The organism is Corallococcus sp. AS-1-12, from assembly GCF_020036995.1.
In the GTDB taxonomy this organism is placed as follows: domain Bacteria; phylum Myxococcota; class Myxococcia; order Myxococcales; family Myxococcaceae; genus Corallococcus.
Genome location: NZ_JAIQDD010000008.1, coordinates 98,034 through 124,912, shown reverse-complemented (window position 1 = coordinate 124,912; position 26,879 = coordinate 98,034). Strand labels below are relative to the sequence as shown.

Genomic DNA, 26,879 nt, shown 5'->3' with positions numbered 1-26,879 from the left:
CTTCTCGGGGCCGGGCATTTCCCGCTGGCTGACGCTCCAGGCAGCCAGGGGGTGACAGGTTTTGGGGCCGGCGGTGTTCCGGAATAGTTTCCACCCCTGAACACTTCCGCCTGGACGTGTCCTATCGTGGAGTCCGCCGGACCCGCTCCACCCCGCCGTCCCCCTCCCGTGAGGCGCCCCTCCCAGTGACGAACCCGACCCGTGTGACCTTTGGCCAGCGCGATGCCTCCTTCGCGGAGGACCTGAAGCAGCGTGTCTCCGAGTACTTCGAGACCCGGAACCTTTCGCAGCGGGCCAACAAGGCCATGTACGTGAAGGCCCTGGCCATCCTGGGCTTCACGGCGGGCGTCTACGGACTGCTGCTCAGCGGCCTCTTCAACGCCTGGGGCATGCTGGGGCTGTCGGTGCTGATGGGCGTGGCCATCGCGGGCATCGGCTTCTGCATCGGCCATGACGGCGTGCACGGCTCCTTCAGCGACGACGCGCGGGTGAACACGGTGGTGGGCTTCGCGTTCGACCTGATTGGCGCGAACAGCTACATGTGGCGCATCACCCACAACGTCCTGCACCACACGTACACCAACATCCAGGGCATGGACGAGGACCTGACGGTGAGCCCGCAGTTGCGGCTGTCGCCGTACAGCGAGTGGAAGGGGTACCACCGCTTCCAGCACCTGTACGCCTTCGCGGCCTACTCGTTCACCACCGTCTTCTGGGTGTTCGCCAAGGACTACAAGTACTTCTTCCAGAAGGACCTGGGCCCCTACAAGGGCAAGAAGCACGCGCCGGCGGAGTGGGCCCGCCTGGTGGCGATGAAGGCCGTGTACTACGGCTGGACGCTGGTGATTCCGTGGCTGGTGCTGGACGTGACCTGGTGGCAGTTCGTGCTGGGGCAGTTGGCCATGCACCTGACGGCGGGCTTCATCCTGGGCATCGTCTTCCAGTTGGCGCACGTGGTGGAGGACGCGGAGTTCCCCGTGCCGGACACCGACGGCAAGGTGGAGGACGCCTGGATGGTGCACCAGTTGCGCACCACCGCGAACTTCGCCCGCAAGAACCGCCTGCTGAGCTGGTACGTGGGCGGCCTCAACTTCCAGGTGGAGCACCACCTGTTCCCCAAGGTGTGCAGCATCCACTACCCGGCCCTGAGTGAAATCGTGAAGGCCACCGCCCAGGAGCACGGCCTGCCCTACCTGGAGGCGGAGACCTTCCGCAGCGGCGTGGCCTCGCACTACCGGATGCTCAAGCGGCTGGGCCGCCCGCCCGCGGTGGACGCCGTCGAGGAAGGCGCCAAGCCGAAGCTCGCCGTGGCCGCCTGATCCACCCGGACAGCCGCGCGGCAAGCCCCAGGGGCCGTCCTCCTCATCCGAGGGAGGCGGCCCCTGCTGCTTTTCAGGCGCCCGCGCTCCGCAGCGCCGCCAGCAGCTCCCCGGCGGACGACACCACCGCGCGAGCCCCGTGCGCGTGCAGCTCCTCCGCCGTGCGGAAGCCCCAGGTGACGCCCACGCCGTACATGCCCGCGGCCTTCGCCGTGTCCATGTCCACGGAGGTGTCCCCCACGAAGCCGCACGCGCCCGGCGCCACGCCCAGCTCCTCCGCCAGGGCCAGCGCCGCGGTGGGGTCCGGCTTGCGCGGGATGCCGGGCCGCTCGCCGTACACGGCCGTGAAGCGCACCGCCGGCAGCAGCCGCGCCGCCAGCCGCTTCACGAAGTCGTCGGACTTGTTGCTGAGCACGCCCAGCCGCACGCCGTCCGCCGCCAGCCGCGCGAGCGCGTCCTCCACGCCCGGGTAGGCATACGTCCGGTCGAACAGGTGGGTGTCGTAATAGGCGTGGTAGGTGGCCAGCACCTGCCCCTGGAGCGCGGGGGCGGCCCCGCCCGTGGCCCGCTCCGCGAGCTTCGCCACGCCCTCCCCCACGAAGCGCAGGTAGGCGGCCTCCGGGTGCGGCGGCAGGCCGTGTTGCGTGAGCGCGTGGTTCATCGCCGCGGCGATGTCCCCCAGCGAGTCCACCAGCGTCCCATCCAGGTCGAAGAGCACGGCGCGCAGGAGCATGATGGGGCGCTTCTCTAGCAGAAACGCGAACGCCCCGACCCACGCGGGGTCAGGGCGTCTTTTGTCAAGCGCGGCCCCCGGAACCGGCCGGGAGCCGCCGCGAAGCGGTTGGGCTACGGCGTGGCGGCGGCGGTCTTCTCACCGCCGGCGCCGCCGCTGGCCTGGATGACGGCGAAGTTGATGTTGCTGTAGCCGGCCGTGGCGCAACTGAACATCACCCGCTTGATGATCTTGAACTGCACGTCCTTGTTGGCCTGGATGTTCACGTCGCCCTTGAAGGTCTCGCCACCGCCGGCCATGGAGTGCAGGTCCTCGAACTGCTTCTTCATGTCCCGCAGCTTCTCTTCCAGCGCGGGGATGTTGAGGTACTCGTCCTTGGTGAGGTCCTCCACCCGGCCCACGATGGTGCCCGACACGCTGACCTGGTCGTTGGACACCATCACCACCGGGTGCATCTCCACTTCCTTCACGTTGACCGCTTCGGGAAGGACGATGTCCTTGGTCATCATCAGCACCTCGCCCGTCGCGGAGAAGTTCGCGATGAGGAAGAGCACGATGATGACGAACATGTCGACGAGCGGGGTGATGAGCAGGTCCGCGTTGCCGTTCTTCTTGCCGTGACCGCCGTGGCCGAAGACCTTGGAGTGCTCCAGCCGCTTGCCGTACCGCTTACCGGGAACCTTGATGCCCATGGCTTGGGTGCTCTCCTGTTAGCCCATCGCCGCGGAGACCGACACCTGGGGCAACCCGGAGCCGATGCACTCGTCGATGATGCGGACCAGGTCCTCGTAGCGGACCGCGTCCTCGGTCTGAAGGGTGATGGCGGACTGGTCCGGAAGCTGCGCCTTCAACTCCTTGAAGCGCGCAATCAGCTTGGTCAGGTCCGGCCGGCCCTTGTCATCCCGGGTGAGGGGAATGGGGTCGAAGGCGCTCTGGTCGGCGGTGAGGCGCATCTCCGTGGGCGACACCAGGAGGGTGAGCTGGACCGTCTTGGTCTTCTCCTCCTCCTGCTGCTCGTCCGTGGAGGCCCCGCCGGCCTGGGACACCTGGAGACGGCCGATCTGGGTCCAGACCGCCGTCATGATGAGGAAGCTGATGGTCACCGCCATCAGGTCGATGAAGGGCACCATGTTGATGGCGGTGTCGAGCGGCTTCTTGCCACCCTTTCCACCGGTGCCCAGGTCCATTCCGCCGGCCATGGCGACTACCTCCCAACCCTACCGCGCTCTTCGCGCACGAACGACGTTTCAAGAAGACTGCGAAGGATGGCGCGCCTGCGGGTGCTCTCCATGCCTCGGGGCATCCAGACAGCGCGCCAGGACTTCAGGTTCCACGACCACCGCGCGACCGCGAGGAGGACTACTCCTCGGCGTGGGCGGAGGCCGGGATGTTCAGGTTCTTGAACTTGTCGCGGTTGGCCACGATGAGGTTCAGCACGGAGACGCTGGTCTCGTTGATGTCGTTGATGATGCTCTGGGTGCGGCCCATCAGCACGGAGAAGGCCACCAGCGCCGGGATGGCCGTGAGCAGACCGAAGCCCGTGCAGTTCATGGCTTCGGAGATGCCGTTCGCCAGAATGGTCGCCTTGTCGGCCGGGTTCACGTTCGCCACCGCCTCGAAGCAGGTGATGAGACCGTTCACCGTGCCCAGGAGGCCCGCGAGCATCGCCGCGTTGCCGAGCATCGCCAGGTAGCCCGTGCGCGCCTCCAGCTTCGGCGTCTCACGCAGGCTGGCCTCGTCGAGCGCCGCCTGGACCTCTTCCTGGCCCTTGGGCACGCTCATCAGGCCGGCCTTGACGACGTTGGTCAGCGGCGTGCTCTTCTGGCCGGCCACGTAGTTGATGGCCTTGTCCAGGTCGCCCGCGTAGATGTGCTTCTTCAGCCCGCGCAGGAAGCCTTCCTTGTTGATGGAGGCCTTGCCGAACAGGACGATGCTGCGCTCGATGATGATGGAGAGCGCGATCACCAGACAGACCGCGATGGGGTACATACCGGCCTGACCGGACTCCCAGCGGCGCCCCAGCTCCTGCAGGAAGGTCTCATTGCTTCCGCCGGCGTTGGCGAGAACGGACAGATTGGCTACGAACCCCAGGTTCATCACGGAAAGCCTCCAGATGGACGGCGCGGCACGCGCTTGCGAACCACTCCGCACTGCTGCCGGCCGGGTGGACATCCACCCAGGTCAGCGGCAGGAATTTTGGATCACGGTGGCGCCGAGTCTAGGAACCGCTCCCAGGCGTGTCAAGGCAGGCACCCTCAGCGTTAGTTACTGAAATCTCACAGGAATTTTGCGTTGGCGCGCGGCTTGCCAAGTCGCTCCACAGGGCACAGGACGGGCCCTTTTCCGTGGCTTGCGCAACAGCCATGCCAGCGATTTGGGCAGCTTGGAATGACGTGTTAGGCGGGAAAACCATGGCCAGGAAGCGGATTGGTGAGCTGCTGGTGGAACGTGGCGCGATCACCCCGGAGCAGTTGGAGGCGGGGCTCGCGGCGCAGCGACAGACGCGGCAGCGGCTGGGGGTGACGCTCATCGGGCAGGGCGCCATCACGGAGGCCACGCTGGCGCAGGCGCTCAGCGAGGCGCTGGGGATGCCGCAGGTGGACCTGGCGGCGATCACCCCGGACTGGGCGGCGGTGCACCTGCTGCGGGCGCGCTTCTGCGAACAGCACGACCTGTTCCCGTACGCGCTGGAGAACGTGGGCGGCAAGCGCCAGTTGGTGGTGGCGATGGCGGATCCGCTGAACATCACCGCCATCGAAGAGATTGAGTTCACCAGCGGGCTGAAGGTCAGCGGCCGGGTGACGGCGCTGTCCGCGGTGCGCGGCGCCATCCTGCGCTACTACCACAAGGTCCCCGTGGCCTCGGGCCCCCGCCCCGCTCCGGCGCGGCCTCCCGCGAGGGCGGCGCCGGTGCCCGTGCGTCCGGCCGTGGTGGAGGACGACGAGGAGGTCATCGTCGGCGAGGAGCTGCCCGCGTCGGAGAAGACGCAGCGCACGTCGCTGGCGGACCTCATCCGCGAGCGCGAGGAGCAGGCGAAGCGCAAGCGCGGCGGCGCGGGGGACAAGCCCAAGGCGCGGGCGCCCTCGTCCGGCGGGGGCGGGGTGCTGGATGACCTGGACTACCTCTTCGGCCAGGCGGCGCGCGAGGAGCCGGACCGGCTGGAGGAGCTGGAGCGCCGGTTCTGGGCGCTGATGCGCATCATGGCGCGCAAGGGGCTGCTCACGAACGAGGAGTTCCGGCGCGAGCTGGACGACGACGGCGGCGAGGGCTGAGGCGCCCCCCACCGCTCGCGCTCAGTCCGCGGCGAGGGGCAGCCGCACCGTGAAGGTGGTGCCCTGCCCCAGCGTGCTCTCCACGGTGAGGCGCCCGCCGTGGTTCTCCACGATGCCCTGGCAGATGGACAGGCCCAGGCCGGTGCCGCGCCCCTCCGGCTTGGTGGTGAAGAAGGGCTCGAAGATGCGCGACAGGTTGCGCGGGTCGATGCCGGTGCCGGTGTCGCTCACGCGCACCACCGCCTCCATGCCCTCCTGGGACGTGGACAGGGACACCTGCCCGCCGGGCTGCATGGCGTGGCACGCGTTGGTGATGAGGTTGACGAACACCTGCACCAGGTTGGCGCGCACGGCGGCCAGGGGCGGCACGTCGCTCGCGTAGTCGCGCTGCACGCTGACGCGGGCCTGGGACACGACGTGCTCGCAGAAGCCCACGGCCATGTCCACGACGGCGTTGAGCGCCACGCGCTCCGGCCGGTCCTGCGCGGGGCGCGCGTAGCTGACCAGGTCGCGGGTGAAGCGCAGGATGCGGTGGCTGCTCTCCAGAATCTTCTTCAGCTTCTCCTGGTCCGCGGGGTTCGCGCCCGGCGTCAACCGCGAGCGCTGGAGCAGCGCGTCCGCGTAGGTGGCCACCGCGGTCATGGGGTTGTTGATTTCATGCACCACGCTGGCCGCGAGCTGCCCGATGGAGGCCAGCTTCTCCGCGTGGATGATGCGCTTCTCCAGCTCCTTCACCACCGTGACGTCCTGGCCAATGGCGATGACGCCCTCCACCTCCCCGGGCTGGGTGAGCATGGAGGAGGTGGCGAAGGACACGCGCACCTCGCCGCCGTCGCGGGTGAGCAGGCGCGTTTCGAAGTTGTTCACGGACTCGCCGCGCATGGCCGCCGCCAGCACGGGCACCAGCCGGAGCTGCTCGCTGTCCGCCACCAGCGAGGACAAATCCCGCCCCAGCACCTGCTCCTTGGTGAGGCCGGTGAGCGCGCTCAGGGCCTGGTTGAAGACCACCACCTGCTTGTCCCGGTTCACCACCAGGATGAGGGCGTTGGCCTTCTCCAGCAGCTCCTCCAGGTACTTGCGCACGAACGTCAGCTCGTCGATGAGCTTCGCGTTCTTCACCGCCACGGCGACCTGGCTGGCCAGTTGGAGCAGCACGCGCTCGTCGTGCGCGGGGTCCGCGTCCAGCCCCTCCGGGTACTCCATGTTGATGGCGCCGAAGAGCTGGCCGCTCGCGACCAGGGGGGCGCTCACCGCGCGGGTGCTGCCGTGGAAGAGCAGCGGCACTTCCTCGGAGATGGTCACCCGCCCCTGGGGCAGCGCCGTCTGCGTGAGGTTGGTCTTCTCCACGGAGCGCTGGAAGAGGACCAGCGGTTCGTGCGCGCCCTCCTTGAGGCGCCCTTCCGCGTAGAGCGACGTGAGGCCGCCGGTGCGCGCGTCCACGATGCGGATGCAGAAGGCGCGGCCGGGGAAGAGCTCCTTCACGCCGCGCGCCACCGCGGCCACCAGCTCCTCCTCGCCGCCGGCCTCCGCCACGCTGCGGCCCAGGTCCAGGAGCACGCCCTCCGTGCGCGCCTGCTCCAGGAGTGCCCGCTCCGCCACCACCAGCCGGCCGCTGATGACCTCCGTGTCCACGCGGGCGCGCACCGCCACGGTGTCCGAGCGGCGCGACAGGGTGAGCACCAGCGAGGTGCCGCTCTGGAGCACGAGGTCGACCTCGTGGGACTGCCCGTCCTCCGGGGCCACGGCGTCCGCCAGGGCCTGCGCCACCACGTCCACGCTGATGTCGTGCGTGGCGCAAAAGCGGCGCATGGCCGGGTTCACGGCCGCGATGCGCAGGGCCACGTCGCAGACGGCGGCGGGTTCGTCCAGCGCGTCGAAGAAGGCCTGGAAGGCGTCGGGGGCCAGATTTCCGGACGGGCGCACGGCGCGGACCTCACTCTTCATGGGAGCTGGCCTTGTCGAGGTCGAGGATCTGCTGCGCCCCCACGTACGACTTCGTCTCGTAGCGGGTGATCTTCCCGATCTTCCGGACGATCTCCGCCATGCGCTCCGCCTCGCGGTAGATGATGTCCACCGGCCTCCAGGCGAAGTCCTCCTCCTTGAGCTTGCGCTTGAGCAGCTCCGCGTAGCCCATCACGGAGGTGAGGGGCTGGTTGAGCTCGTGGGCCGCGGTGCCGGCGAGCGCGACGATGACGGCGTTCTTCTCGCTCTCCTCCAGCCGCGTCTCCACGTCGGACAGCTTGCGCTCCAACTGCACCCGGTCGCGCAGGTCCGTGAAGATGCCCACGGTGAAGGACTCGCGGCCGCCCTCGTAGACGATGGAGGCCGTCATGTTCACCGGCACGCGCTCGCCGGAGCGGTGCATCAGCTCCTGGCGCGTGAGGGACAGCCGGCCCTTGCCGCCCATCTCGGGGCCGCGAAGCTGGGCCATGATGCGCTGGGCGACGCCGGGCGGGTAGAGTTGGAGCGCGTTGAGCTTCTCCTGGGCCTCCTGCGCGGTGTAGCCGCACATGGCCTCCGCGCCCTTGTTGAAGAGGATGATGCGCCCCTTCAGGTCGGCCGCGATGATGGCGTCCACCGACGAGTCGATGAGCCGCTCCAGGAAGTCCTTCGTGTTGCGCAGCTCGTCCTCCAGCTTGCGCGCGTGGGTGACGTCGCGGAAGGAGAGGATGGTGGCCGCGTCCTCGTCGCGCAGCGGCGCGGCGGACATGGACAGCGTGAGGCAGCGGCCGGCGGGCGTGCGCACCACCACGTCCACGCCCATGCGCGCCTCGCCGCGCGACGCGGACGTCACCAGCTCCATCAGCACGCCGTCGTCCACCGGCTGGGTGATTTGATTCAGGTGCTTGCCGCGGGCCTCGCCCGCGGTGGTGTCCAGCATCTGCGCGCCCGCGGGGTTGAGCGACAGCACGGCGGCCTCGTCGTCGAGGATGGCCACGCCCTCGCTCACGTGGGCGAAGAAGAGCTGGTAGGGCTTGAAGGACGCGGCCTTCTCCTCCGCCGCCAGCCGCGCCGTCTGCACGGACTGGAGCACCGACGCGCTCCGCAGCGCCACCGCCGTGGCGTGGGCCACCGTGGTGAGGAAGTCGATTTCCCGCGTGCTGAAGGCCCGCCTGCGTCCGGCCGCGCGCAGGAGCAGCACGCCGCGCACCTGGCCCCGGATGGGCAGGGGCAACGCGGCGATGGCGTGGATGCCTCGCGCGGCCACGGCCCGGCGCTCCAGGTCGCCCAGGAGCGGGTGCGTGGCGGCCTCCTGCATCACCACGGGCTTGCCGGTGCGCACGACCTCACGGATTTCGGGATAGCGCGCCAGGTCGATGCGCAGGTCCTTCATGCCCGGGTCGTCGCTGGCGGCGACGATGACGCCCTCGTCCACGCCGCCGCCCACCATCACCAGCGTGGCGCGCGCGATGTCCAACTGCTCCGCCAGACGCCGCGTCACGCCGTGCAGGAGCGCCTCCACGTCGGAGCTCTCCGCGTAGTCGGCGGTGAGCTCCAGCAGCAGCGCCAGGTCCGTCTGGCTGCGGGCCTGCTCCTCACGCTCGCGGTGGCGCTCCGCGGCGCGCTGGAGGCGCCAGGTGAGCTCGTGCGGCAGCCCCTGGTGGGTGACGATGTCCGCGGGGCGCAGCGTGTCCACGGCGGCGAAGCCTCGCGGCTCCGGGGACACCACCGCGAGCAGCGTGAGGTGCGGCCCGTTGAGGGACGTGAGCAGCTCCACCACCGCGGGGCCGCAGCCGGGGGCGGTGAGGTCCACCAGCGCCAGGGCGGCGTCGTCCGGGTCGTCCACCACGCGCAGGCCCGCGCGCTCGGCGGCTGCGTTCAGGGGTTCTCTTGCCACCGACCCTGGGGGGACCAGGACGATGCCGAAGGCGGGTTCCGACGGGGCCGACACGGGGCGCTGGACTCCGGAGCGAGGGGCCCCGGAGTCTACACAACCCCCGGGGTCAGGGGCAGCCTGACTCGAAGGCCCCCTGGTCCGGCGCCGCCCCGCAGAAGGGCAGGCCCAGGGACAGGCCCGCCTCGCGCGCGGGGGACTGCGCGGACAGTTGGTAGTCATCCGCGCCCGTGTCCACGAAGCCGGGCGCGCGCTCCTGCGAGCGCTTGTCCAGGCCGGCCCTCGTGCGCCAGTCCGCCAGGCCCAGCGTGGCGCCCTCCAGGTTGAACACCGCCGCGCCGCCGCCGCGGAAGTACAGGTTGCCGTCCACCACCGCGCCGCTCCGGCCCGCGCCGCCGCGAGCGGCGATGCCACAGCCGGCGAAGAGGTTGTTGCGCACGTCCAGGCCCTGGCTCGCGCCGTTGGAGCCCGTGCCGAAGACGAGGCACGCGCCGCTCAGGTTCCACACCGTGTTGTGCTGCACCTTCACGTCCACGGACGCGTCCACGCGGATGCCGGTGCCCTCCTCGCCGTCCGCTTCCCCCAGCCCGTCGTGGATGAGGTTGCGGCGCAGGATGACGCGCGTGGGGGGCGCGCCCTCGCGGTTGCCGCCAATCTGGATGGCGCGCGCGTTGGCGTAGAAGACGTTGTCCTCCAGCGTGACGTCGGAGGGGGACATGTGGATGAGGATGCCCTCGCCCGCGGAGGTGGACACGGCGCGGTGGTTGTAGACGGTGTTGCCGCGCAGGGTGACGTGGGTGCACGTCTTGATGTCCGCGCCGTTCTCCCGGTTGTCGTGGAGCTGGTTGTTCTCCACGAGCAGGTTGTCGAACGGGGTGCCCGGGGTGGTGGCGCCGCCCTCCGGCCCCAGGCACTGCACGCCGTCGCCGGAGTTGTGGTGGATGTCATTGCCGCGCACGGTGACGTTGCTGGCGGAGGTCTGCACCGCGACGCCGTGGCTGTCCACGTCGCCCTGGTCGAAGTGGGAGATGTCGTTGTTCTCGATGAGGACGTCGTGCGCCTTCTCCGTCACGTAGACGCCCGCGCCCTCCGTGCCGTTCTTCACGATGCTGTCCCGGAGCACGCCGTGGTGCGCGCCCGCGCCGCGCCACATCACCGCGAAGGTGGACTCGCCGCCCACGTCCACCGTGAGCCCCTGGATGTTCCAGTGCGCGCCGCTCACGTCCACCAGCGCCGTCTGGCCAATGGCGCCGCCCTTGAGGATGGCCGTGGCGCCCGGCGCGGCCCTCAACGTCAGCGGCTGGTCCGCCGTGCCCTGCCGCTCCTTCAGCGCCACGTGCTCGCGCCACGTGCCGGACTGGAGGAACACCGCCTCGCCGGGCTTCACCAGGGACACGGCGCGCGCCACCGTGCGCAGGGGCAGCGCTTCCGTGCCCGCCGCGGAGTCGTTGCCGCTGGGGGACACCCAGAGCACGCGCGTGTACTGGGGCTCGGCGGGCGGCGGCGGCTCGGGCTCCTGGGGCTCCTCCGGGGGCGGTGGGTCCACGGGATCCGCGGGGGTGGTGCCTGCATCCTCCTCAGGGGGCGTGCCCGCGTCGGCCGGTGTCTGGGGCCGCCCGGGCGGAGTGACGATGGGTGGACCGGACGTGCCTGGAGGCGTGGCTGTCGCGGGCGCGGGTTCGACCTTGCCGGTACAGCCGACGGTGGCAGCGAGCATCCCGGTGGCGCAGACGATGGTCGTCAGGGTCTGGCGGAAGCGCATGTGGACTCCTCGTGAGGGTTCACGGCGCGGGGGTGCGCTCGCGGGGTCGGCGGGCAACGGGAACACGCGTGCCGTGCATTCCCCGTCAGCCGTGGACTCCGCCATCGCCTGGTTGCCGGGCAGCCGGGCAGGACTGTGAATCCGCGCGGTTGGGCCTGGCGCCAGGGGACCGCGGATGTGCCGGAGGGTGGGCCGCGCGCGCAGAAACACGCGGGCCGTGTCCCCATGGGGGACACGGCCCGGGTGCTGCGGCGGATGACGGGTTCAGGGGGCGGTGGAGTCCCGGGCCTCCCTGCCGAGGAGTGCGTCCAACTGCCCTCGCGCCTCCAGGTCATAGAGGTCATCGCAACCGCCGATGTGGCGGCCCGCGATGAAGATCTGCGGCACCGTCCGCCGGCCGCAGCGCCGCAGCATCTCCTCGTGCCGCGCTTCATCCGCGGCGACATCCACCTTCTGGAACTCGCAGCCCTTCTCGTTGAGCAGCTCCATGGCCTGCCGCGAATAGGGACACGTGCGCTTCATGTAGACGACGACCTCGGGCATCACGACCTCCTGCGTCGAAGGGTGGGAACGCCGTCCCCGGTCCGCCACCCGGCGCGAGGCCGCCCGCTCCCCTGCCCGGTCCCGTCTCCGGCCGCCGATGCCCCTGAAGCCGGGCGTGCTAGGTAGGCGTCATGTCTCCCCGACGCCCCGAAATCCTCGCCCCCGCTGGTGACCTGGAGTCGTTGCGTGCCGCCCTGGCCAGTGGCGCGGACGCCGTCTACTTCGGGCTCGATGAAGGCTTCAACGCGCGAGCCCGCGCGGAGAACTTCTCGCTCGAGCGGTTGCCGGAGACGGTGGGGCTCATCCACCGGGCGGGCGCGCGCGCCTACGTGACGCTGAACACGCTGGTGTTCGAGCCGGAGCTGCCGGTGGTGGAGCACCTCTTGCGCGGCGTGGCGAAGGCGGGCGTGGACGCGCTCATCGTGCAGGACCCGGCGGTGGCGCTGCTCGCGCGGGCCCTCTGCCCCCAGTTGGAGCTGCACGCGTCCACGCAGATGACGCTGTCCAGCGCGGAGGGGGCGCGGTTCGCCACGGGCCTGGGCTTCACGCGCATGGTGGTGCCGCGTGAGCTGTCGGTGGCGGAGATCCGCCGGCTGGCGTCGCAGACGGACATCGAGCTGGAGGTCTTCATCCACGGCGCGCTCTGCATGTCGTGGAGCGGCCAGTGCCTCACGAGCGAGGCGTGGGGCGGCCGGTCCGCGAACCGGGGCCAGTGCGCGCAGTCCTGCCGGCTGCCGTACGACCTGGTGGTGGACGGCGAGACGCGCGACCTGGGCGAGGTGAAGTACCTGCTCAGCCCCAAGGACCTGGCGGGCGTGCGCGCGGTGCCGGAGCTGGCGGACATCGGCGTGCACAGCCTGAAGATTGAAGGCCGGCTCAAGGGGCCGGCGTACGTCTCCAGCACGGTGCAGGGCTACCGCCGCTGGCTGGATGGCGTGATGGCGGGCAAGCCCGACGGCGCGCGGCTGGCGAAGGACCTGGCGGAGATGTCGCTGTCGTACAGCCGGGGCTTCTCCCACGGGTTCCTGGCGGGCTCCGACCATCAGACGCTGGTGGAGGGGCGCTTCCCGAAGCACCGCGGGCTGTACCTGGGCCGGGTGCGGGCGGTGTCCGGCAAGGACGTGCTCGTGGTGCCGGACGACCGGCCGTGGACGGGCGCGCTGGGGCTGGGCCACGAGCGGCCCGAGGCTCCGGCGGGAAACGTGTCCGCGCCGCTCACGGGCGAGCCCGACCCCGCGGACGTGGATCCGCGTCCGGGCATGGGCGTGGTGTTCGACGCGGGCGCGCCGGAGGACAAGCACGAGCCGGGCGGCCCCATCTTCCGCGTGGAGCGCGAGGGCGACGCGTGGGTGCTGGGCTTCGGCCACCCGGGTCCGGACCTGGGCCGCGTGGCGCCGGGGCAGCGCGTGTGGCTGAACAGCGACCCTGCGCTCGCGCGGCGCACGGGGGAGCTGCTCGCGCAGGGTGAGCCCGAGGGCCGCATCCCGCTGTCCCTGGTGGTGTCCGGCGCGGAGGGCACGCCGCTGCGCGTGCGGATGAGCACCGCGCGCTTCACGCGTGAGGCGGTGGGCACGACGGTGCTCGCGCCGTCGCGGGGCGCGGGCGTGGACGCGGCGCTGCTCAAGGACAAGCTGGCCGCGCTGGGCGGCACGTCGTTCCACCTGGCGGAGCTGGACGCGTCCGGCCTGGCGCCGGGGCTGCACCTGCCGGTGTCGGAGCTGAAGGCGCTGCGGCGGCAGTTGGTGGCGGAGCTGACGGCGGACGTGGAGCGGGGGCCCGCGCGGACGGTGAGCACGGAGGCGGTGGAGGCCGGCGTGCGTCAGGCGTTGCTTTCGAAGGTGGCGACGCGGCCGGCGGAGGAGGCGCCCCGGCTGCTGCCGTTGTGCCGCGACGACGCGCAGTTGGAGGCGGTCATCGCCGCGGGGCTGCGCGAGGTGGAACTGGACTGGATGGAGATGGTGGGGCTCCAGAAGGCGGTGGAGCGGGCGCGCGCGGCGGGGCTGCGCGTCACCATCGCCACGGTGCGCGTGCAGAAGCCCGGCGAGGAGGGCTACGACACGCGCCTGGACCGGCTGCGTCCGGACGCGGTGCTGGTGCGCCACTGGGGCGCGATGATGCACTTCCTGGAGCAGCCGGCGGGGGCGTCGCGGCCGGTGCTGCACGGGGACTTCTCGCTGAACGTGACGAACTCGCTGACGGCGGCGCACCTGTTGAGCCTGGGGCTGGACACGCTGACGGTGTCGCACGACCTGGATTCGGAGCAGCTCTTCGCGCTGCTGGAGCAGGCGCCGGCGCACCGGTTCGCGGTGGCGCTGCACCACCACATCGCGACGTTCCACACGGAGCACTGCGTGTATTCCCACACGCTGTCCAACGGGCGCGACTACAAGACCTGCGGGCGGCCGTGTGAGAAGAGCGCCATCGCGCTGAAGGACCGGCTGGGCCTGGAGCATCCGGTCATCGTGGACGTGGGGTGCCGCAACACGGTGTTCAACGCGCAGGCGCAGAGCGCGGCGTCGCTGGTGCCCCGGCTGCTGGAGCGCGGCGTGCGGCGCTTCCGCGTGGAGTTCGTGCGCGAGACGCGCGAGGAGGCCGCGCGGGTGCTGGGCGCGTACCAGGAGCTGCTCGCGGGCCGGCTGTCACCCGCGGAGGCGGTGAAGCGCGCGGCGGTGCACGAGCAGTTCGGCGTCACGCGCGGCACGATGCAGGTGCTCAAGCACCCGGCCGCGAACGCGCGCTGAGACACGGTGCGGGCAGGGCTCCTGTTCTGGGCCCTGCCTACCGCGTTCAGGCCGCTGCCGCCGATGAGGGCTCGGCCTTGGGCGTCACGAGGTTCACCGGCTCACCGTCCTCGCCCAGCACCACCGGGGCGATGCCCAGCTTGCGCTCCACCAGCGCGTGCCCCAGGTAGACGAGCGGCGTCAGGCCGATGGCCACCAGCAGCTTCACCGCGTACGAGGTGAAGATGATCCGGAAGATGACCTCCCGGGGCAGCACGCCCGTCCAGGCGACGAACTGCACCACCACCGTGTCGATGAACTGCGACACCACCGTGGAGCCCGTGGCCCGCAGCCACAGCATCCGGTTGTTCGTCACCCGCTTGAGCAGGTTGAACACCGAGATGTCCAGGAACTGCGCCACCAGGTACGCCATCATCGACGCCGCCAGGATGCGCTGCGAGCCGCCGAAGACGTTGTTGAACGACGCCGCCACCGTCCCGCCGTAGTCCTTCGCCTCCGTCATCGGCGCCCACGGAATCAGGCCCGCCAGCGCGACAATCACGAACGTGAAGATGGCCATCACGAAGCCCACCCACGTCACGAACCGCGCGACCTTCTTGCCGTAGAACTCGTTGAGGATGTCCGTCAGCAGGAACGTCACCGGGAACGGCAACATCCCCACCGACATCACCGCCACCACCGGGCCCAGGTGCACCTCGAACAGCTTCACCCCGATGATGTCGCCCACCACCAGCGAGGTGATGAACAGCCCCGCGAGCACCAAGAAAAGCTGAATCCGCCGGTCCAGGGTCATCCGATGCGTCCTTCAAGAGCGAGGCGCCGCTACAGCTAGCATACCCTCCGCCCCCGTCGCTTGGACGCCCGGGGCCTACTCGGGCAGGTAGTACTGCCTGCCCGGCCCCACGGGCGCCGTCGTCTCCCCGGCGCCGCCCGCCCCGGAGAGCACCAGGCGCGGCCGGTACACGCCCAGCACCGTCTGCTCGGTGGCCGTCGGGTTGTCGTAGCCGTGCCCGAACACCTCCGGCCCGCTGAACGCCATCCCCCGCCCCAACGGCTGCCCTTGCAGCACCAGCCCCGCGCCCAGCACCAGCTCCATGCCTTCCGTGTGGCCGTCCGCGCGCGGCGGGATGCCGCCGCCCGGCTCCACCCGCAGCCGGTACACGCCGTAGGTCGCTCCCTCGTGGATGATGTCCACGTGGCCGAAGGGCTTCGCGTCCGTCCGGTACACCATCTCCGCCGCGGTGCGGTGCACCTGGAGCGACGGGATGGCCCACCCTGTCAGCGCCTCCGGCTTGGTGACCCGCACCGTGGCGGCGTGCAGCGGCGCGTGCGGCGCGGCGTCCGTGGGCGGCGCCAGGAGGTAGCGGCACACCGCCTCCGCCGCGGACTCCAAGAGCTCGAAGCGGCACGCATCCAGGAGGAAGCGCAGCTCCCCGGCCAGCCGCCCGTAGTGCACGGTGTTGGCCAGCCTGCCGCCCACCGCCGCCTGCCTCGCATCCAGGAAGAGCGCCACGTCCAGCCGCAAGGGCTGCGGCGTCACGCGCTCGCGGTTGTAGAGGCCCACGATGACGTCCACCGTGAGCCCGCGCAGCTCCATCACGTCCAGCGGACGCCCCTGCGCGTCAGTGACCACGGGGTGGATCCACACGGGTTCCTGGCTCACAGTCGCGCGCTCCTTCCACCATCCACGGCAATGACCTGCCCGGTGAGGTACGGCGCCTCGCGCGCGAGGAACACCACCGTGCGCGCCACGTCCTCCACGCTGCCCTCGCGGCCCATGGGCACGCGGTCGAGCACCTCCTTGCGCGCGGCTTCGTCGAAGTCCTCCGGGAAGGCCACCACGCCCGGCGAGATGGCGTTGACGCGCACGTGCGGCGCCAGCTCCACCGCCAGCGCGCGCGTCAGCATCACGAGCCCCGCCTTGCTCACCGAGTAGTGCGAGTAGTGGCTCACCGCCCGCTCCCCGCCGATGTCGGTGAGGTGCACCACCAGCGGGTCCTTCCCCGCGCGCAGCGACGGCAACAGCGCCTGCGTGATGAAGAACGGCGCGTCCACGTTCACGGCGAGCATGCGGCGGTACTGCTCGCGCGTCACGGCCGCGAAGTCCACCCGCTCATAGAGCCCCGCGTTGTGCACGACCACGTCCAGCGCGGGGTGCGCCTTCTGGACCTGCGCGCCCAGCGCGTCCACCGCCTGCGCGTCGGAGAGGTCGCCGCGGTACAGCGTGACCTCGCGTCCCAGCGCCCGGAGCTCGTGCGCCAGCGCCTCCAGCGGCTCCAGGGAGCGGTTCGCGTGAAGCGCCAGGTCGTAGCCGGCGCGGCCGAGCGCGCGCGCCACCGCGCTGCCGATGCGCACGCCCGCGCCCGTGATGAATGCGGTCCCCATATGCGGGCCCTCCCTAACAGGCCCGCCCGCGAAAGGCACCTGCACGAAACACCGCGGGGCGACACCTGGAGACCCCTCTCCAGGCACCGCCCCGCGGCACTGCGTCGTCCCCTTTGCGTCGTCCGTCCCGGCTCGTCTCCTCGTGCTTGCTACGGGTAGTAGACCACCGTCTGCCAGCGGCGCCCGCCGTACGGCACCCAGACCCACTCCGTCACCGCCTGGTAGCCGCCCGGCACATATTGCTGGTCGTAGTAGCCCGGCGTGCAGCGCACGTGGCGGCCGTGGCGGCCCCGCGCCACGCACTGCTCGGGGACCCAGACCTGCTCGTAGCGCGCCGGCACCCAGCGCTCCACCGTCTGCAGCTCGTAGCGGCCGCGCGAGTCCACCGGGCGCGGCATGGGGCCGTGGTTGCAGTTCGGGCCGCGGCAGCCCATGAAGCGGCGCGTCTTCGCGTCGTCATTGTCGTAGCGGAACGCCTGGCCCCGGGGCGCGGAGTCCCAGTCGCCGCTGTAACGCTGCTGGCCGCCCCACTGCGAGTCCGCCCGGGTCGGGCCGCGCCAGTCCGCCGCGAACGACGTGGAGGAACCGAGCAGCAGTGCACCGAAGGCCAGGGTCGCGAGTCCGAGCTTGAAAGCCATGTCTTCCATCCTCCGTCCGAGTTGCTTGTCCTGACTGACGGGGCCCCCGCCGGAACATTCAAATCCCGTCGAGTCCCTCTCCACCCGGGTGGCGGAGCCAGGGGGATGTGGGTACACCTCATCCCATGTTCCACCGCGACGGCCCCACCTTCCGCGAGCTCGCACGGCAGGCCCTCACCTCCGTCGAGGAGGGCTACGACCTGCTCGCGCCCAAGTTCGAGCACACGCCGTTCCGCACGCCGGATCCGGTGCTCAAGGCCGCGCTCGCGCACGTGGGGCCCGAAGGCAGCGTGGGCAGCGCGCTGGACGTGTGCTGCGGCACCGGCGCCGCGATGCGCGTGCTGCGCCCGCTGTGCCGCGAGCGCGTCGTCGGGTTCGACCTGAGCCAGGGCATGCTGGAGGAGGCGCGGCGCGGGCTCGGGGATGCGCCGGGCGGCGCGGCGCTCGACTTCGTCCGGGGCGACGCGCTGGCGCTGCCCTTCGACGCGGCGTTCGACGTGGTCACCAGCTTCGGCGCCTTCGGGCACATCCTGGAGCAGGACGAGCCGCGCCTCGTCGAGGGCATCGCGCGGGCGCTGAAGCCCGGCGGCCGCTTCATCTTCGTCACCGCGCAACCGCCATCCGCGCTCAACCCCGGCTACTGGGTGGCGAAGGGCTTCAACGCCGCCATGCGCGTGCGCAACGCGCTCTGGAAGCCGCCGTTCGTCATGTACTACCTGACGTTCCTCGTGCCCCGCGCCCGCGCGCTGCTGGAGGCGGCGGGGTTCGACGTGGAGGTGCGCGAGGGCGACATGCCGGAGCCCTTCGGCCGGCTCGTCACCGTCATCGCCACGAAGCGCTGATCACGGCGCGGCCGCGGCGGCCTCGGACTCCGCGTACTCCACCGCGAGGATTTCGTACTCCACCGTGCCGCGCGGACGCTCCACCTGCACGGCCTCGCCGGCCTCCTTGCCCAGGAGCGCGCGCGCCAGCGGGGACTCCACGCTCAGCCGCCCCGCCTTCACGTCCGCCTCATCCGGACCGACGATGCGATAGCGCATGCGCGCGCCGTCCTCGTCCTCCAGCACCACCCACGCCCCGAAGAAGACGCGGCCCGCCTGCGAGGGCTCCGGCGCCACCACCCGCACGTCCTCCAGGATGGCGGTGAGCTCGCGCGCCCGGCGCTCCCGTTCGCGCTTGCGCACGCCCGCCTCCAGCTCCGGCCAGTCCCGGGGCGCGGGGCCCTGCAGCTCCAGCAGCTCCTCCTGGAGCGCGCGGTAGCCCTCCGGCGTGATGTAGCGCCGCTCCGCCGACGTCGACCTGGGACGCGCGGGGGTGAGCCCCTCGTCGCCGCCCCCGTCTTCCTTGGTGAATGCCTTCGACATGGCCGCTCCCTCCTCCCAGGAGATTTCTCAACGTTTCCCGGGCCTTGCACGACCGGGCCGCCTGCCCGCCTGCTCTCCATTGGCGCAATTTTACTACTCAGACGGAATCCGCCAGGATTCGGGGCATGCACCTCCCCCGAGCCGTGCCTCGCTTCGAGCATCGCCTGGCCGTCCGTCTGCGCGGCATGCTGCCGCTCTACACGCGGGATGTGTCGGAGAGCGGCTTCTGCGCGGAGATGCTCCAGCCGATGAAGGCGGGCGATCTCCTGGAAGGCGCGTTGCTGCTGGGGGACGAGGAGGTCCCGTTCCAGGCCCGGGTGATGTGGGCCCGCCGCTCCGCCGGGGAGCGCACGCGGGGACGCTGCGGCGTGCGCTTCGTCACCATCGGCGAGGACTTCCAGCGGAGGCTGGGGGCGTTCAGGCGCTTGCAGGGCAGGCGCCTGATCCGCTGGTTCACCTGACGAACCGGAACTACTTCGCCGTTTCGGAGGCCGCCGGGGCCGCGGTCTCGGAGGGAGCGCCGGGGGTCGCGGGCGTGGTGGACGGAGCGGCCGGCTCCGCGGCGGACCCGGCCGGGGGAGCGATGGGCTCGCCTTCGGGCGCGGGGGCCTGACCGGAGGGCACCACCTGGAGCTTGTAGCTGCGCACGCCCTTGGGCAGCACGACCTCCACCAGCGGGTTCTCCTTCACCAGGCCCGGGTCGAGCTGGAGGGAGAACTCGCCGTTCTCGTCGGTGGTGGCGTTGATGTGGTTGCGGTACTCGCCGCCGAGCACCTTGGCGCCCTTCACCGGCTTGCCCGTCGCGGCGTCCGTCACGCGCAGCACCACGAGCTGGCCCGCCTGGAGCGCGGTGGCGCCGTTCGCCTGGATGACTTCGTTGTAGCGCGGGCGCAGCGCGCAGCCGGACAGCAGCGCGGAGGAGAGGACGGCGATGGTCAGCAGGTTGCGGCGAAGGCTCATGGAATCCATCCAGGCTGGGAAGCGGTACGGCGGAGGCGCGGCAGCATAGCCGCCAGCCACCGGACGCCAAGTCTCCGATGCGTCACGCCCCCCGGGTGCGGCATCCGCCCCCACGGCGGGTCCCGGAAATTCCCGGCGGGCAGGCACGGCAGGGGCCCTCCTCCCCGAGGACCGGTGGAGCCGTCAGCCCTTCCACCCGCACGCTTCCAGCACCATCTCCCAAGGTGTCCGGGCACGTCCTTCCCCCGCCCGCACGGAGGTCAATGCTCCATGGATGAGACCCATGTGGAGGAACCCGGACGCGTCGCGCGTCCGGATCACCGCTACCCGCTGGAGAACGGGCGGGCCGACTACGTGACCTTCCCGCCCGACACGCGCGTGGAGGAGAGCCGCATCGTCTGGAAGCACAACCGGTTCGACGTGAGCGTGCTGACGATGGTGCTCATCAGCGTCTCCACGTTCTTCATCCCGTTGTTCAACGGCCTGCTGGCGGGCACGTTCGGCGGCTTCCACGCGGGGCGTCCCCGCCGGGCGCTGGCCGCCGCGCTCGTCACGGCGGTGGCGGTGCCCGCCACGCTCTTCGTGGCGTTCAACGTCTTCAGCGTCGGCTCCGTGCGCGTCTTCTACGGCCTGGGTTGGTGGAACTGGACGATGCTGCACGCCATCGGCCTGTTCATCGGCGCGCTCTGCGGCGCCTCCAGCCGCCCGGTGTTCACCGGGGAGGTCCCCCTCTTCCGCGCGCAGTACGTCAGCGGAGCTCCACTCCTAACGCAAGGCGATGTCGCGCCAGCCCTTCCGGCAGGCTCGCGAGACTTCTCCCGGGACCTGCCCACGACGCAAGTGTCCCCTCCCAGTGGACCTGTGCGCGGGGAGTGAGCAGCACGCTCCAGCGGGCGACGCGCCCCAGGTACCACTCCACCTGGAGCGTCGCGTCCGCCTCGTGCGTGAAGCCCGGCGTGATGCCCTTGCGCCACGACGGCACGTACGTGGCCTCCAGGCGCAGGGCGCTATTGCCCGGACCGGGCAGGCCCGTGCGATGGGCCAATGACAGACGGGGCCCCACCGTGGGGACCGTCTCCCGGGGGCTCCAGGCCATGCTGGCCTGGGCGCCCAACCCCACCGCGAGGAAGGTGTCGAAGCGCTCCGAGGCCGCCACCACGCCCAGCGCCTCCGCCTCCACCGTCGCGCGGTAGGGCAGCGGGCGGCCGATGTCCGTGGACATCCTCGCCTCCGCGCCCCAGCCCAGCGAGTCGGAGAACGACCGTTGCTGCTGGGGCAGCTCGGGCAGCAGCGTGCGGTAGCCCACCAGCGTCAGGCGCGAGCCGAGGAGGCGCGGCACGCCCCAGCGCGGCTCCACCGACAGCTCGCCGTCCAGCACGCGCAGCTCGCTGCTGGACTGGAAGCCGTGCAGGCGCGCGTCGCCCAGGGCCTCGTTCATCGCGGAGGTGCGCAGGCTCACCACCGGCCGCGCGGCGCCCACCTCCGGGAAGTCCACGCCGCCGCTCACCACCGTGCGGGCCGCGCCGGATTCGCGCAGCGCGCCCCGGGCCCAGGTGGTCTCCGTCTCCACCTTCTGTTCATGGTCCTTCGCGAGGAAGGCCCGCGGATCCACATCCGCGAGCGGTCCGTCGTTGAGCGCGCCCTGCGCCTCGGTGGCCGCGGCGAAGGCGGCCTCGGTGTGCTCCGCGCGGACCAGGGCCTTGAGCTCGTCCGGCGTGGGCGGGCGCTTGATGGCGGTGTCCAGTGCCTGCTGGAGCAGGGCCGTGCGGTCGAGCACCGCGAGCTTGCGCTGCATGGCGTCCTCGCGCTCGAAGAGGGCCTGCCGGTCCTTCACGCCCTGGGCGGCGCCGCCCTGCCCCTTCAGCTCGACGGCGACGAGGCGCTCGCGTTCGATGGCGAGCTTCTCCCCTTCCGCCTGATCCACCGCCGCGCGCTCCACCCGCACCGCGTGCGCGACCCAGGCGTGCAGGGCCTCGCGGGCTTCGGCGCGCGCGGAGGCGGGAGCGGCGTCGAGCGCCGTCGTCACGGCGTGGACCATCTGTTCCCAGGCCTGCCTGCGCACTTCGGGTTCGGGGGACTGGAGGCGGCGGTGCACCTGGCGCAGCGGCGCGAGCGCGGTGGAGGGAAGCAGGGAGGCCAGCTTCGTGAGCAACCGCTCCTCTTCCACGAGCGCGCGCCGGGCGCGGTCTCCCGTGGACTCGAAGGCGTCCGGGACGTGCTCCAGCAGCGGCACCGTGCGCCCGCTCGCGTCCACGACGTTCGTCTTCGCCAGCGTGTCCAGCGTGGCCGTGGGCAGGACCCACAGCGTGCCGGGGGCGCTCACGTGGCGGCCGTTCTCCAGCGAGCCGTTGAGGAGGAAGAGCAGCGCTGCGGCGCAGTTGTCGGTGAAGAAGTAGTAGCCCAGGTAGCCGCGACGCTCGAGCTCCCAGGTGCGCTCCAGCATGCGCTGGGACTCGCCGGGCGTGAGGTTCAGCCGGAAGCGGCGGATGGTGCGCTGCTCCAGCTCCAGCGATTCATGCGTGATGTCGCCCAGGGTGCCCGTGAGGAAGACGGTGCTGTAGCCGCCCGTCAAGCCCTTCATCAGGTAGCCCAGGCCCTTCTCCTCCATGCCGGTGAGGGCCACGAGCTGCACGACGCGCTCGAAGCCGGGGCCCTGCACCGTGGCGCCTTCGCGCCAGACCGGGCGCAGGAGCAGGTGGCCGAAGAGGGACTGGGGCTGGCGGCCCGTGGCCGCGACGAGCAGGACCTCCAGGTGGGAGAGCGCATCCGCCTCCGCCCACGCGTCGAAGGCCGGGCAGTCCCCCCGCGCGGGCAGCGTGCCCAGGCGCGCCTCCGAGATGAACTCCGACAGTGCGCGCGCCTTGGACAGCTCCTGACAGCGCACCTGATCATCCTGGGGCAGCGCGTCCGGGCGCAGGGACTCCACGGGGACGAACAGCTCCTCCGCGAAGGTGACCAGGTCCAGCGAGGCGCTGGCCTGCCCCCGGGCGCGGCTGAAGGCCCCCGCGTAGGTGATGCTCGCGGTCTCCTTCCACGTGAGGGGGCGCTCGAAGGGGAGCAGCCATCCGTCCAGCCTGCGCCACTGGGGACGCCTGCTCCAACCGCGCGCGTCGTCCCAGCGCTGCACCACCGCGTGCACCACGGCGCGGCGGCGCCACAGACGTTCGGCCTCCGCGTCGGTGAGACGTGACAGGCGCAGCGTGGCCCGGCGCTCCTCGGAAGGGGCGTAGCGGTAGAGGTGGAACTGCTCGCGCCGCGCCTCCGACCACTCGGGGCGGGCCTCCGTGCCGTCCCCCAGGCCCAGCGGCGCGGGCGCCGCGTGGAGCACGAACTCCAACCGGCCTCCGGGCGGACGGCGCATCGCGGGAGGCAGGGCGGCGAGGCCCGCCTCCACGTCGGAGACGAGCAAGGCATCCCGCGCCGCGGCGCCACGCAGGACGATGCCCGCGGTGGCCTCCAAGGCCGCGACCCGCTCCGCCAGGACGACCTCCGGGGACAGCCTCTTCAAGAACGCCGGCACCGCCAGGTGGCCCGGGGGTTCTTGCGCCTGCGCGCTCACGGGCAACAGCAGCACCGCGAGCCATCCCAGCCAGGCGGTGCGAGGCCTCACTGGAGGGCCTCGGCCGTCTGGGGCGCTCCCTCCTGTTCCAGGATGAAGGCCTGACGGTCTTCCTCGAGCCGGGGTTCGGTGCGCGCCAACTGGCCCACGCGCTCCAGCCAGGCGCGGGCGCGCTCGGGCGTCAGCGTCTTCGCGTCCGCCATCATCAGCAGCTCCTCGCGGTGCGTGCGCAAGAGCTTGCCGAAGACCTCCAGGTTCTCACGGCGGATGCGCGCCGCCTGCGCCAGGTCCTCCACCGTCGGGCCCGCGCCCAGCGCCAGGTCCTCTCGCAGTTGGTGCGTGCGCGCCCGCAGGTACACCTGGGCCGCCTGCCCCACCTCCTTCGGCGAGTGCCGCCTGCCCTTGCGCCGCTCCGCCCTCGCGTGCACCTGCCAGATGATGATGCCCAGGCCCATCACCGTCAGCGCGACCGTGGCCGTCGACAGGAGCTGATTCTCGCGGCCATTGCTGCTCTCGCTGCGCGTGCGCGAATCGTCGCCCTGGTCCACCTGGTTCGACTCGCTGGTGCCCGCGTTGCTGTTCTCACTGGAGCCCGAGTGGCTGGAGCCCCCCTCCCGCGAGCTGTGGTCGCTGGAGCCCGAGGAGTCACCCGAGTCCGACTTGCTCGAATCCCCGTGGCTGGAGTTGCCCGAGTCGGAGTCGCTGGACTCGCCCGAGCCCGACTCGCTGGAGCCCTCGTCGCTGGAGCCGTTGGACTCCGACTGGCTGGAGTCACCCTGGCTGGAGTTGCCCTGACTGGAGTCGCCCTGGCTGGAGTTGCCCGAGTCCGACTGGCTGGAGTCCCCCTGGCTGGAAGCGCCCGACTCCGACGAGTTGCCCGAGTCCGACACCTCCGCGGCCCTCAAGCCCGCGGCGGGCGTGCGGCACCCCACGGCGAGCACCAGCATCGACGCCGTCACCATGCGCTTCCACGAAGACTTCGTCCGCATCCATCCCCCTCGAAAGGGCGCCACCGGGCCTGGCGCCAGCCAGTGCCCTAGCCAACCGCATGCCGGGCGCTGGATTGTGCATTATCGAGAGGTTGGTGGATCGTCTGACGCGATACGGCGCGAAAATACACCTCCGGGGTGCGTCACGCGCTTCGCGCCCCTGATTCACCGCGGGTGTGACGCACGTCCTCCAGGAAGAGACGTCTCAGATAGGGATTGAGGAAGCGCCCCTCCGGGTCCAGTTGCTCGCGCACGCGCTGGAAGTCATCCCAGCGGGGATACAGGTGTTTCAGTGTCGCGGCCGTCTGCGTGTGCAGCTTGCCCCAGTGCGGCCGGCCGCCGTGGTTGCGGAAGATGGCCTCCGCGCCGGAGAAGTAGGGCTCCAGCGGCATGCCCCGGTATTGATGCACCGCGATGAACGCGCGGTCCCCGCCGTGCGCCGGGCTGAGGAAGATGTCGTCGCCGCGCACGAAGCGGTACTCCACCGGGAAGTGCACGGGCAGTTGCTCGCGCGTGATGTATTCGGACAGCTCACGCAGGCAGTCCGGCCCGCGCTCCACCGGCACGGCGTATTCCATCTCCTGGAAGCGCACGAGCCGCGGCGTGGCGAACAGCGTGTGGCTCTGCCCCGCCAGCACGCCCTCCGACGCCAGCTTCGCGGACAGCCGGCTCACCGGCGCGCACCACGCCGGCCGCATCCGGCACGCACGGCTCACCGCTCCGAAGACCGCGTTCTCCATCACCATCTCGCTGAACCAGCGCCCCACGCCCACCCCGTGCGGGGTCTCCTCCGTGAGGTCCATGGCCTTGGTCATCACGCGGTCGGAGTGCGGGAACCAGAAGAACTCGTAGTGCCGGTGGCGCGCCCGCGCTTCATCCAGGCCCGCCAGGCACTCCTCCAGCGCCAGGTTCCGCCGCGTCAGCCGCAGCCGGTACTCGGGCAGCAGGCGCAGCCGCACCCGCGTCACCACGCCCAGCGCGCCCAGGGACACCCGGGCGGCCTGGAGCAGCTCCGGCGATGCGTCCTCCGAGCACGTCACCTCGTCCCCGCTCGCCGTGACGAGCGTCATCGCCGCCGCCTGCGTGGAGAGGATGCCCAGCCCCACGCCCGTGCCGTGCGTGCCCGTGCCCAGCGCGCCGCCCAGCGACTGCTTGTTGATGTCGCCCAGGTTCTCCATGGCGAGCCCGTGCGACGCGAGCAGCGCGCCCAGCTCGCGCAGGTTCGTGCCCGCCCACACCACGGCCTCGCGCCTGCCCTCGTCCACGGACTCCAGGCCCCGCAGCGCCTCGATCGACACCATGGTCTCGTCCGTCGCGCACAGGGGCGGGAACGAGTGGCCGCTGCCCACCACGCGCACCGTGCGCGACCGGGCGCTGGCGTCGTGGAGCGCGGCCTTCAGGGCGTCCACGGAGTCCGGCTGGAGGAAGCCGGAGGGATGGGCCACCACCCCGCCCGACCAGTTGCGCCACGTCCTCGTCTTCGTCGCCTCGGTCGTCATGCCGTCACCCCCATTCGCCCCGGTAGGTCGGGACCTCTTCCACGACGCGGCCCCCGGAGATGAGCAGCAGCGTGCGGAAGTGCTCGCACAGCTCGCCCGCCTTCGCGTGCCGGAAGAACACCGGCGCGCCCAGGGGCAGCGGCACCGGCCCCACGTACGCGATGGGCGTCTGCACCTCGCCCGCGCCTTCTAGCGGGAGGAGCTTCGCGCCCTCGGGCAGGTAGGGCACGGGCAGCTTGTCCACGCCCGCCGAGCCGGAGGCCACGAAGCCGCCTCCCTGGAGCGTGAAGAGGCCCGGGCCGGGACGCCGCGTGACGGGGATGGCGAACGCCACCGCGGGCTGGTGGTGGAAGCCGCGATAGCCGTCGAAGAGCGCGGGCGAGTACAGGCCGCTGCCCGCGGTGAGCTCGGTGACGCTCGCGTCCTCGCGCGTGGACTCCAGGCTGCCGGTGCCCCCGCCGTTCACGAAGCGCGGCGCGAACCCCGCGCCCTTGAGCGCGGCCACCACCGCCTGCCTGCGCGCGTGCACGCGGCCCACCGAGCCCCGCTTGAGCGCGCGGATGACCACGTTCTTCGGCCCCACGTGCGGCGCGGCGTCCGGCACGCCCGCGAGCTGCGCCTCGTAGCCCATGACGCCCGCGAGGAAGACGGCGTCCCCTTCCGCCTCGATGCGCTTCGCCACCCCCAGCGCGTCCTCCGGCGAGCGCACCGGCGAGCGGTGCACTCCGAAGCGCAGGCCCGGCAGGTCCACGGACAGGTCCACGTCCAGGCACAGCGGCGCTCGCGTCCCGTGCAGGCGGGCCGCCCGGGCGGCGAGCGCCACGTGCTCCACCGAGTCCACCATCAACGTCACGGGCGCTGGCGGCCTGCACAGCTCCGCCAGGGCCTCGGCATCCACCACGGGGTAGCCCATGAGCAGGTCGCTAAAGCCGCGCTCGCGCAGGTGCACGGCCTCGTCGGCGCTGAAGCACATGAGGCCCTGGAAGCCGGGATGCCCGTCGAGCACGCGCCGCAGCAGGGTCACGCACCGCACCGACTTCGTGGCCAGCCGCACCGGCAACCCGCCCGCGCGCCGCACCAGCGCCGCCGCGTTCTCGTCGAGCAGGTCCAGGTCCGCGAAGGCCAGGGGCAGCCTCCGCCCCTCCAGCGCCTGGGCGTAGTAGGCGTAATCACGCGGCATTTCAGGGCCTCCGGGCGCGGTCACGACGGGAGCGGACATCATCGCCGCGCCCCGTCGGGCCCGGGGCCTGCTGGCACCGGGCGCGTGGGGTGGTGGACAG

At 71.4% G+C, this 26,879-nt stretch carries 23 protein-coding genes; 5 read left to right on the top strand and 18 right to left on the bottom strand.

The genetic code is table 11. The features are described 5' to 3' along the window. The first annotated feature begins 185 nt into the window (after nt 1–185). Nucleotides 186–1,319, top strand: a complete 1,134-nt coding sequence (locus tag K8556_RS15755) for an acyl-CoA desaturase (protein ID WP_223740897.1) — start codon at nt 186–188, stop codon at nt 1,317–1,319. 73 nt (nt 1,320–1,392) lie between these two features. Here the strand turns inward: K8556_RS15755 and K8556_RS15750 are convergent, their stop codons facing one another. From K8556_RS15750 to K8556_RS15735, 4 genes are all read right to left on the bottom strand, one after another. Beyond that, nucleotides 1,393–2,052 (bottom strand): HAD family hydrolase, encoded by a 660-nt coding sequence (locus K8556_RS15750; RefSeq protein WP_223740896.1) that lies wholly within the window; start codon nt 2,050–2,052, stop codon nt 1,393–1,395. A 113-nt stretch (nt 2,053–2,165) separates the two neighbouring features. Beyond that, a complete protein-coding gene (locus K8556_RS15745) occupies nt 2,166–2,744 on the bottom strand; it encodes a biopolymer transporter ExbD (protein ID WP_223740895.1) in 579 nt (192 codons plus the stop codon). A gap of 18 nt (nt 2,745–2,762) precedes the next feature. Beyond that, on the bottom strand, nt 2,763–3,251 hold the full coding sequence (locus K8556_RS15740) for a biopolymer transporter ExbD (protein ID WP_223639154.1): 489 nt from the start codon (nt 3,249–3,251) through the stop codon (nt 2,763–2,765). Nucleotides 3,252–3,411: 160 nt separating this feature from the next. Then, nucleotides 3,412–4,149: a MotA/TolQ/ExbB proton channel family protein gene (locus K8556_RS15735; protein WP_223740894.1), complete on the bottom strand. Its 738-nt coding sequence runs from the start codon at nt 4,147–4,149 to the stop codon at nt 3,412–3,414. A 314-nt stretch (nt 4,150–4,463) separates the two neighbouring features. On the opposite strand from K8556_RS15735, the gene K8556_RS15730 reads away from it, so the two are divergent. After that, nucleotides 4,464–5,324 (top strand): general secretion pathway protein GspE, encoded by an 861-nt coding sequence (locus K8556_RS15730; protein WP_223740893.1) that lies wholly within the window; start codon nt 4,464–4,466, stop codon nt 5,322–5,324. Between the two features lie 21 nt (nt 5,325–5,345). Here K8556_RS15730 and K8556_RS15725 read toward each other — a convergent pair whose 3' ends face one another. From K8556_RS15725 to grxC, 4 genes are all read right to left on the bottom strand, one after another. Next, on the bottom strand, nt 5,346–7,268 hold the full coding sequence (locus tag K8556_RS15725) for a GAF domain-containing sensor histidine kinase (protein WP_223740892.1): 1,923 nt from the start codon (nt 7,266–7,268) through the stop codon (nt 5,346–5,348). Then, nucleotides 7,258–9,216, bottom strand: coding sequence for a PAS domain S-box protein (locus K8556_RS15720; RefSeq protein WP_370639933.1), 1,959 nt, complete (start codon nt 9,214–9,216; stop codon nt 7,258–7,260). The genes K8556_RS15725 and K8556_RS15720 overlap by 11 nt, the downstream gene beginning before the upstream one ends. A 52-nt stretch (nt 9,217–9,268) precedes the next feature. Beyond that, on the bottom strand, nt 9,269–10,921 hold the full coding sequence (locus tag K8556_RS15715) for a nitrous oxide reductase family maturation protein NosD (RefSeq protein ID WP_223740890.1): 1,653 nt from the start codon (nt 10,919–10,921) through the stop codon (nt 9,269–9,271). Nucleotides 10,922–11,185: 264 nt separating this feature from the next. Then, complete coding sequence (gene grxC / locus K8556_RS15710) at nt 11,186–11,464, bottom strand: glutaredoxin 3 (protein WP_223740889.1); 279 nt, start codon at nt 11,462–11,464, stop codon at nt 11,186–11,188. 131 nt (nt 11,465–11,595) lie between these two features. Here grxC and K8556_RS15705 point away from each other — a divergent pair, with 131 nt between their 5' ends. Beyond that, a complete protein-coding gene (locus tag K8556_RS15705; protein WP_223740888.1) occupies nt 11,596–14,205 on the top strand; it encodes a U32 family peptidase in 2,610 nt (869 codons plus the stop codon). 46 nt (nt 14,206–14,251) lie between these two features. Here the strand turns inward: K8556_RS15705 and K8556_RS15700 are convergent, their stop codons facing one another. From K8556_RS15700 to K8556_RS15685, 4 genes are all read right to left on the bottom strand, one after another. After that, entirely contained in the window at nt 14,252–14,998 is a 747-nt protein-coding gene (locus K8556_RS15700; RefSeq protein ID WP_223740887.1) for a queuosine precursor transporter, read from the bottom strand. Nucleotides 14,999–15,073: 75 nt separating this feature from the next. After that, nucleotides 15,074–15,868: a dihydroneopterin aldolase gene (locus tag K8556_RS15695; RefSeq protein WP_370639932.1), complete on the bottom strand. Its 795-nt coding sequence runs from the start codon at nt 15,866–15,868 to the stop codon at nt 15,074–15,076. After that, complete coding sequence (locus K8556_RS15690; RefSeq protein ID WP_223740885.1) at nt 15,865–16,590, bottom strand: SDR family oxidoreductase; 726 nt, start codon at nt 16,588–16,590, stop codon at nt 15,865–15,867. Before K8556_RS15690 ends, K8556_RS15695 begins: the two co-directional genes overlap by 4 nt. Nucleotides 16,591–16,739: 149 nt before the next feature. Then, nucleotides 16,740–17,228: a hypothetical protein gene (locus K8556_RS15685; protein ID WP_223740884.1), complete on the bottom strand. Its 489-nt coding sequence runs from the start codon at nt 17,226–17,228 to the stop codon at nt 16,740–16,742. Nucleotides 17,229–17,353: 125 nt separating this feature from the next. Here K8556_RS15685 and K8556_RS15680 point away from each other — a divergent pair, with 125 nt between their 5' ends. Continuing rightward, nucleotides 17,354–18,070 (top strand): class I SAM-dependent methyltransferase, encoded by a 717-nt coding sequence (locus K8556_RS15680; RefSeq protein ID WP_223740883.1) that lies wholly within the window; start codon nt 17,354–17,356, stop codon nt 18,068–18,070. On the opposite strand, the gene K8556_RS15675 is transcribed toward K8556_RS15680, so the two are convergent. Next, entirely contained in the window at nt 18,071–18,592 is a 522-nt protein-coding gene (locus tag K8556_RS15675) for a GreA/GreB family elongation factor (RefSeq protein WP_223740882.1), read from the bottom strand. A 125-nt stretch (nt 18,593–18,717) separates the two neighbouring features. Here K8556_RS15675 and K8556_RS15670 point away from each other — a divergent pair, with 125 nt between their 5' ends. Then, nucleotides 18,718–19,053: a PilZ domain-containing protein gene (locus K8556_RS15670; protein ID WP_158619177.1), complete on the top strand. Its 336-nt coding sequence runs from the start codon at nt 18,718–18,720 to the stop codon at nt 19,051–19,053. Nucleotides 19,054–19,063: 10 nt separating this feature from the next. Here K8556_RS15670 and K8556_RS15665 read toward each other — a convergent pair whose 3' ends face one another. From K8556_RS15665 to K8556_RS15640, 5 genes are all read right to left on the bottom strand, one after another. Then, nucleotides 19,064–19,552 (bottom strand): hypothetical protein, encoded by a 489-nt coding sequence (locus tag K8556_RS15665; RefSeq protein ID WP_223740881.1) that lies wholly within the window; start codon nt 19,550–19,552, stop codon nt 19,064–19,066. A 748-nt stretch (nt 19,553–20,300) separates the two neighbouring features. Then, nucleotides 20,301–23,162 carry a DUF4105 domain-containing protein gene (locus tag K8556_RS39495; protein WP_370639931.1) on the bottom strand — a complete coding sequence of 954 codons (2,862 nt, stop codon included), beginning with the start codon at nt 23,160–23,162 and terminating at the stop codon, nt 20,301–20,303. Next, nucleotides 23,159–24,100, bottom strand: coding sequence for a hypothetical protein (locus K8556_RS15650; protein WP_223740879.1), 942 nt, complete (start codon nt 24,098–24,100; stop codon nt 23,159–23,161). The genes K8556_RS39495 and K8556_RS15650 overlap by 4 nt, the downstream gene beginning before the upstream one ends. A 143-nt stretch (nt 24,101–24,243) precedes the next feature. Next, nucleotides 24,244–25,599 carry a D-arabinono-1,4-lactone oxidase gene (locus K8556_RS15645; RefSeq protein ID WP_223740878.1) on the bottom strand — a complete coding sequence of 452 codons (1,356 nt, stop codon included), beginning with the start codon at nt 25,597–25,599 and terminating at the stop codon, nt 24,244–24,246. Nucleotides 25,600–25,603: 4 nt separating this feature from the next. Further along, complete coding sequence (locus tag K8556_RS15640; protein ID WP_223740877.1) at nt 25,604–26,779, bottom strand: amino acid deaminase/aldolase; 1,176 nt, start codon at nt 26,777–26,779, stop codon at nt 25,604–25,606. Nucleotides 26,780–26,879: the final 100 nt, after the last annotated feature.

Bases quoted from the DNA above. Each gene is read 5' to 3' on its own strand.
- K8556_RS15750 (WP_223740896.1), bottom strand. From the start codon at position 2,052: ATGCTCCTGCGCGCCGTGCTCTTCGACCTGGATGGGACGCTGGTGGAC.
- K8556_RS15745 (WP_223740895.1), bottom strand. From the start codon at position 2,744: ATGGGCATCAAGGTTCCCGGTAAGCGGTACGGCAAGCGGCTGGAGCAC.
- K8556_RS15740 (WP_223639154.1), bottom strand. From the start codon at position 3,251: ATGGCCGGCGGAATGGACCTGGGCACCGGTGGAAAGGGTGGCAAGAAG.
- K8556_RS15735 (WP_223740894.1), bottom strand. From the start codon at position 4,149: ATGAACCTGGGGTTCGTAGCCAATCTGTCCGTTCTCGCCAACGCCGGC.
- K8556_RS15730 (WP_223740893.1), top strand. From the start codon at position 4,464: ATGGCCAGGAAGCGGATTGGTGAGCTGCTGGTGGAACGTGGCGCGATC.
- K8556_RS15725 (WP_223740892.1), bottom strand. From the start codon at position 7,268: ATGAAGAGTGAGGTCCGCGCCGTGCGCCCGTCCGGAAATCTGGCCCCC.
- K8556_RS15715 (WP_223740890.1), bottom strand. From the start codon at position 10,921: ATGCGCTTCCGCCAGACCCTGACGACCATCGTCTGCGCCACCGGGATG.
- grxC (WP_223740889.1), bottom strand. From the start codon at position 11,464: ATGCCCGAGGTCGTCGTCTACATGAAGCGCACGTGTCCCTATTCGCGG.
- K8556_RS15705 (WP_223740888.1), top strand. From the start codon at position 11,596: ATGTCTCCCCGACGCCCCGAAATCCTCGCCCCCGCTGGTGACCTGGAG.
- K8556_RS15700 (WP_223740887.1), bottom strand. From the start codon at position 14,998: ATGACCCTGGACCGGCGGATTCAGCTTTTCTTGGTGCTCGCGGGGCTG.
- K8556_RS15690 (WP_223740885.1), bottom strand. From the start codon at position 16,590: ATGGGGACCGCATTCATCACGGGCGCGGGCGTGCGCATCGGCAGCGCG.
- K8556_RS15685 (WP_223740884.1), bottom strand. From the start codon at position 17,228: ATGGCTTTCAAGCTCGGACTCGCGACCCTGGCCTTCGGTGCACTGCTG.
- K8556_RS15680 (WP_223740883.1), top strand. From the start codon at position 17,354: ATGTTCCACCGCGACGGCCCCACCTTCCGCGAGCTCGCACGGCAGGCC.
- K8556_RS15675 (WP_223740882.1), bottom strand. From the start codon at position 18,592: ATGTCGAAGGCATTCACCAAGGAAGACGGGGGCGGCGACGAGGGGCTC.
- K8556_RS15670 (WP_158619177.1), top strand. From the start codon at position 18,718: ATGCACCTCCCCCGAGCCGTGCCTCGCTTCGAGCATCGCCTGGCCGTC.
- K8556_RS15665 (WP_223740881.1), bottom strand. From the start codon at position 19,552: ATGAGCCTTCGCCGCAACCTGCTGACCATCGCCGTCCTCTCCTCCGCG.
- K8556_RS15650 (WP_223740879.1), bottom strand. From the start codon at position 24,100: ATGCGGACGAAGTCTTCGTGGAAGCGCATGGTGACGGCGTCGATGCTG.
- K8556_RS15645 (WP_223740878.1), bottom strand. From the start codon at position 25,599: ATGACGACCGAGGCGACGAAGACGAGGACGTGGCGCAACTGGTCGGGC.
- K8556_RS15640 (WP_223740877.1), bottom strand. From the start codon at position 26,779: ATGCCGCGTGATTACGCCTACTACGCCCAGGCGCTGGAGGGGCGGAGG.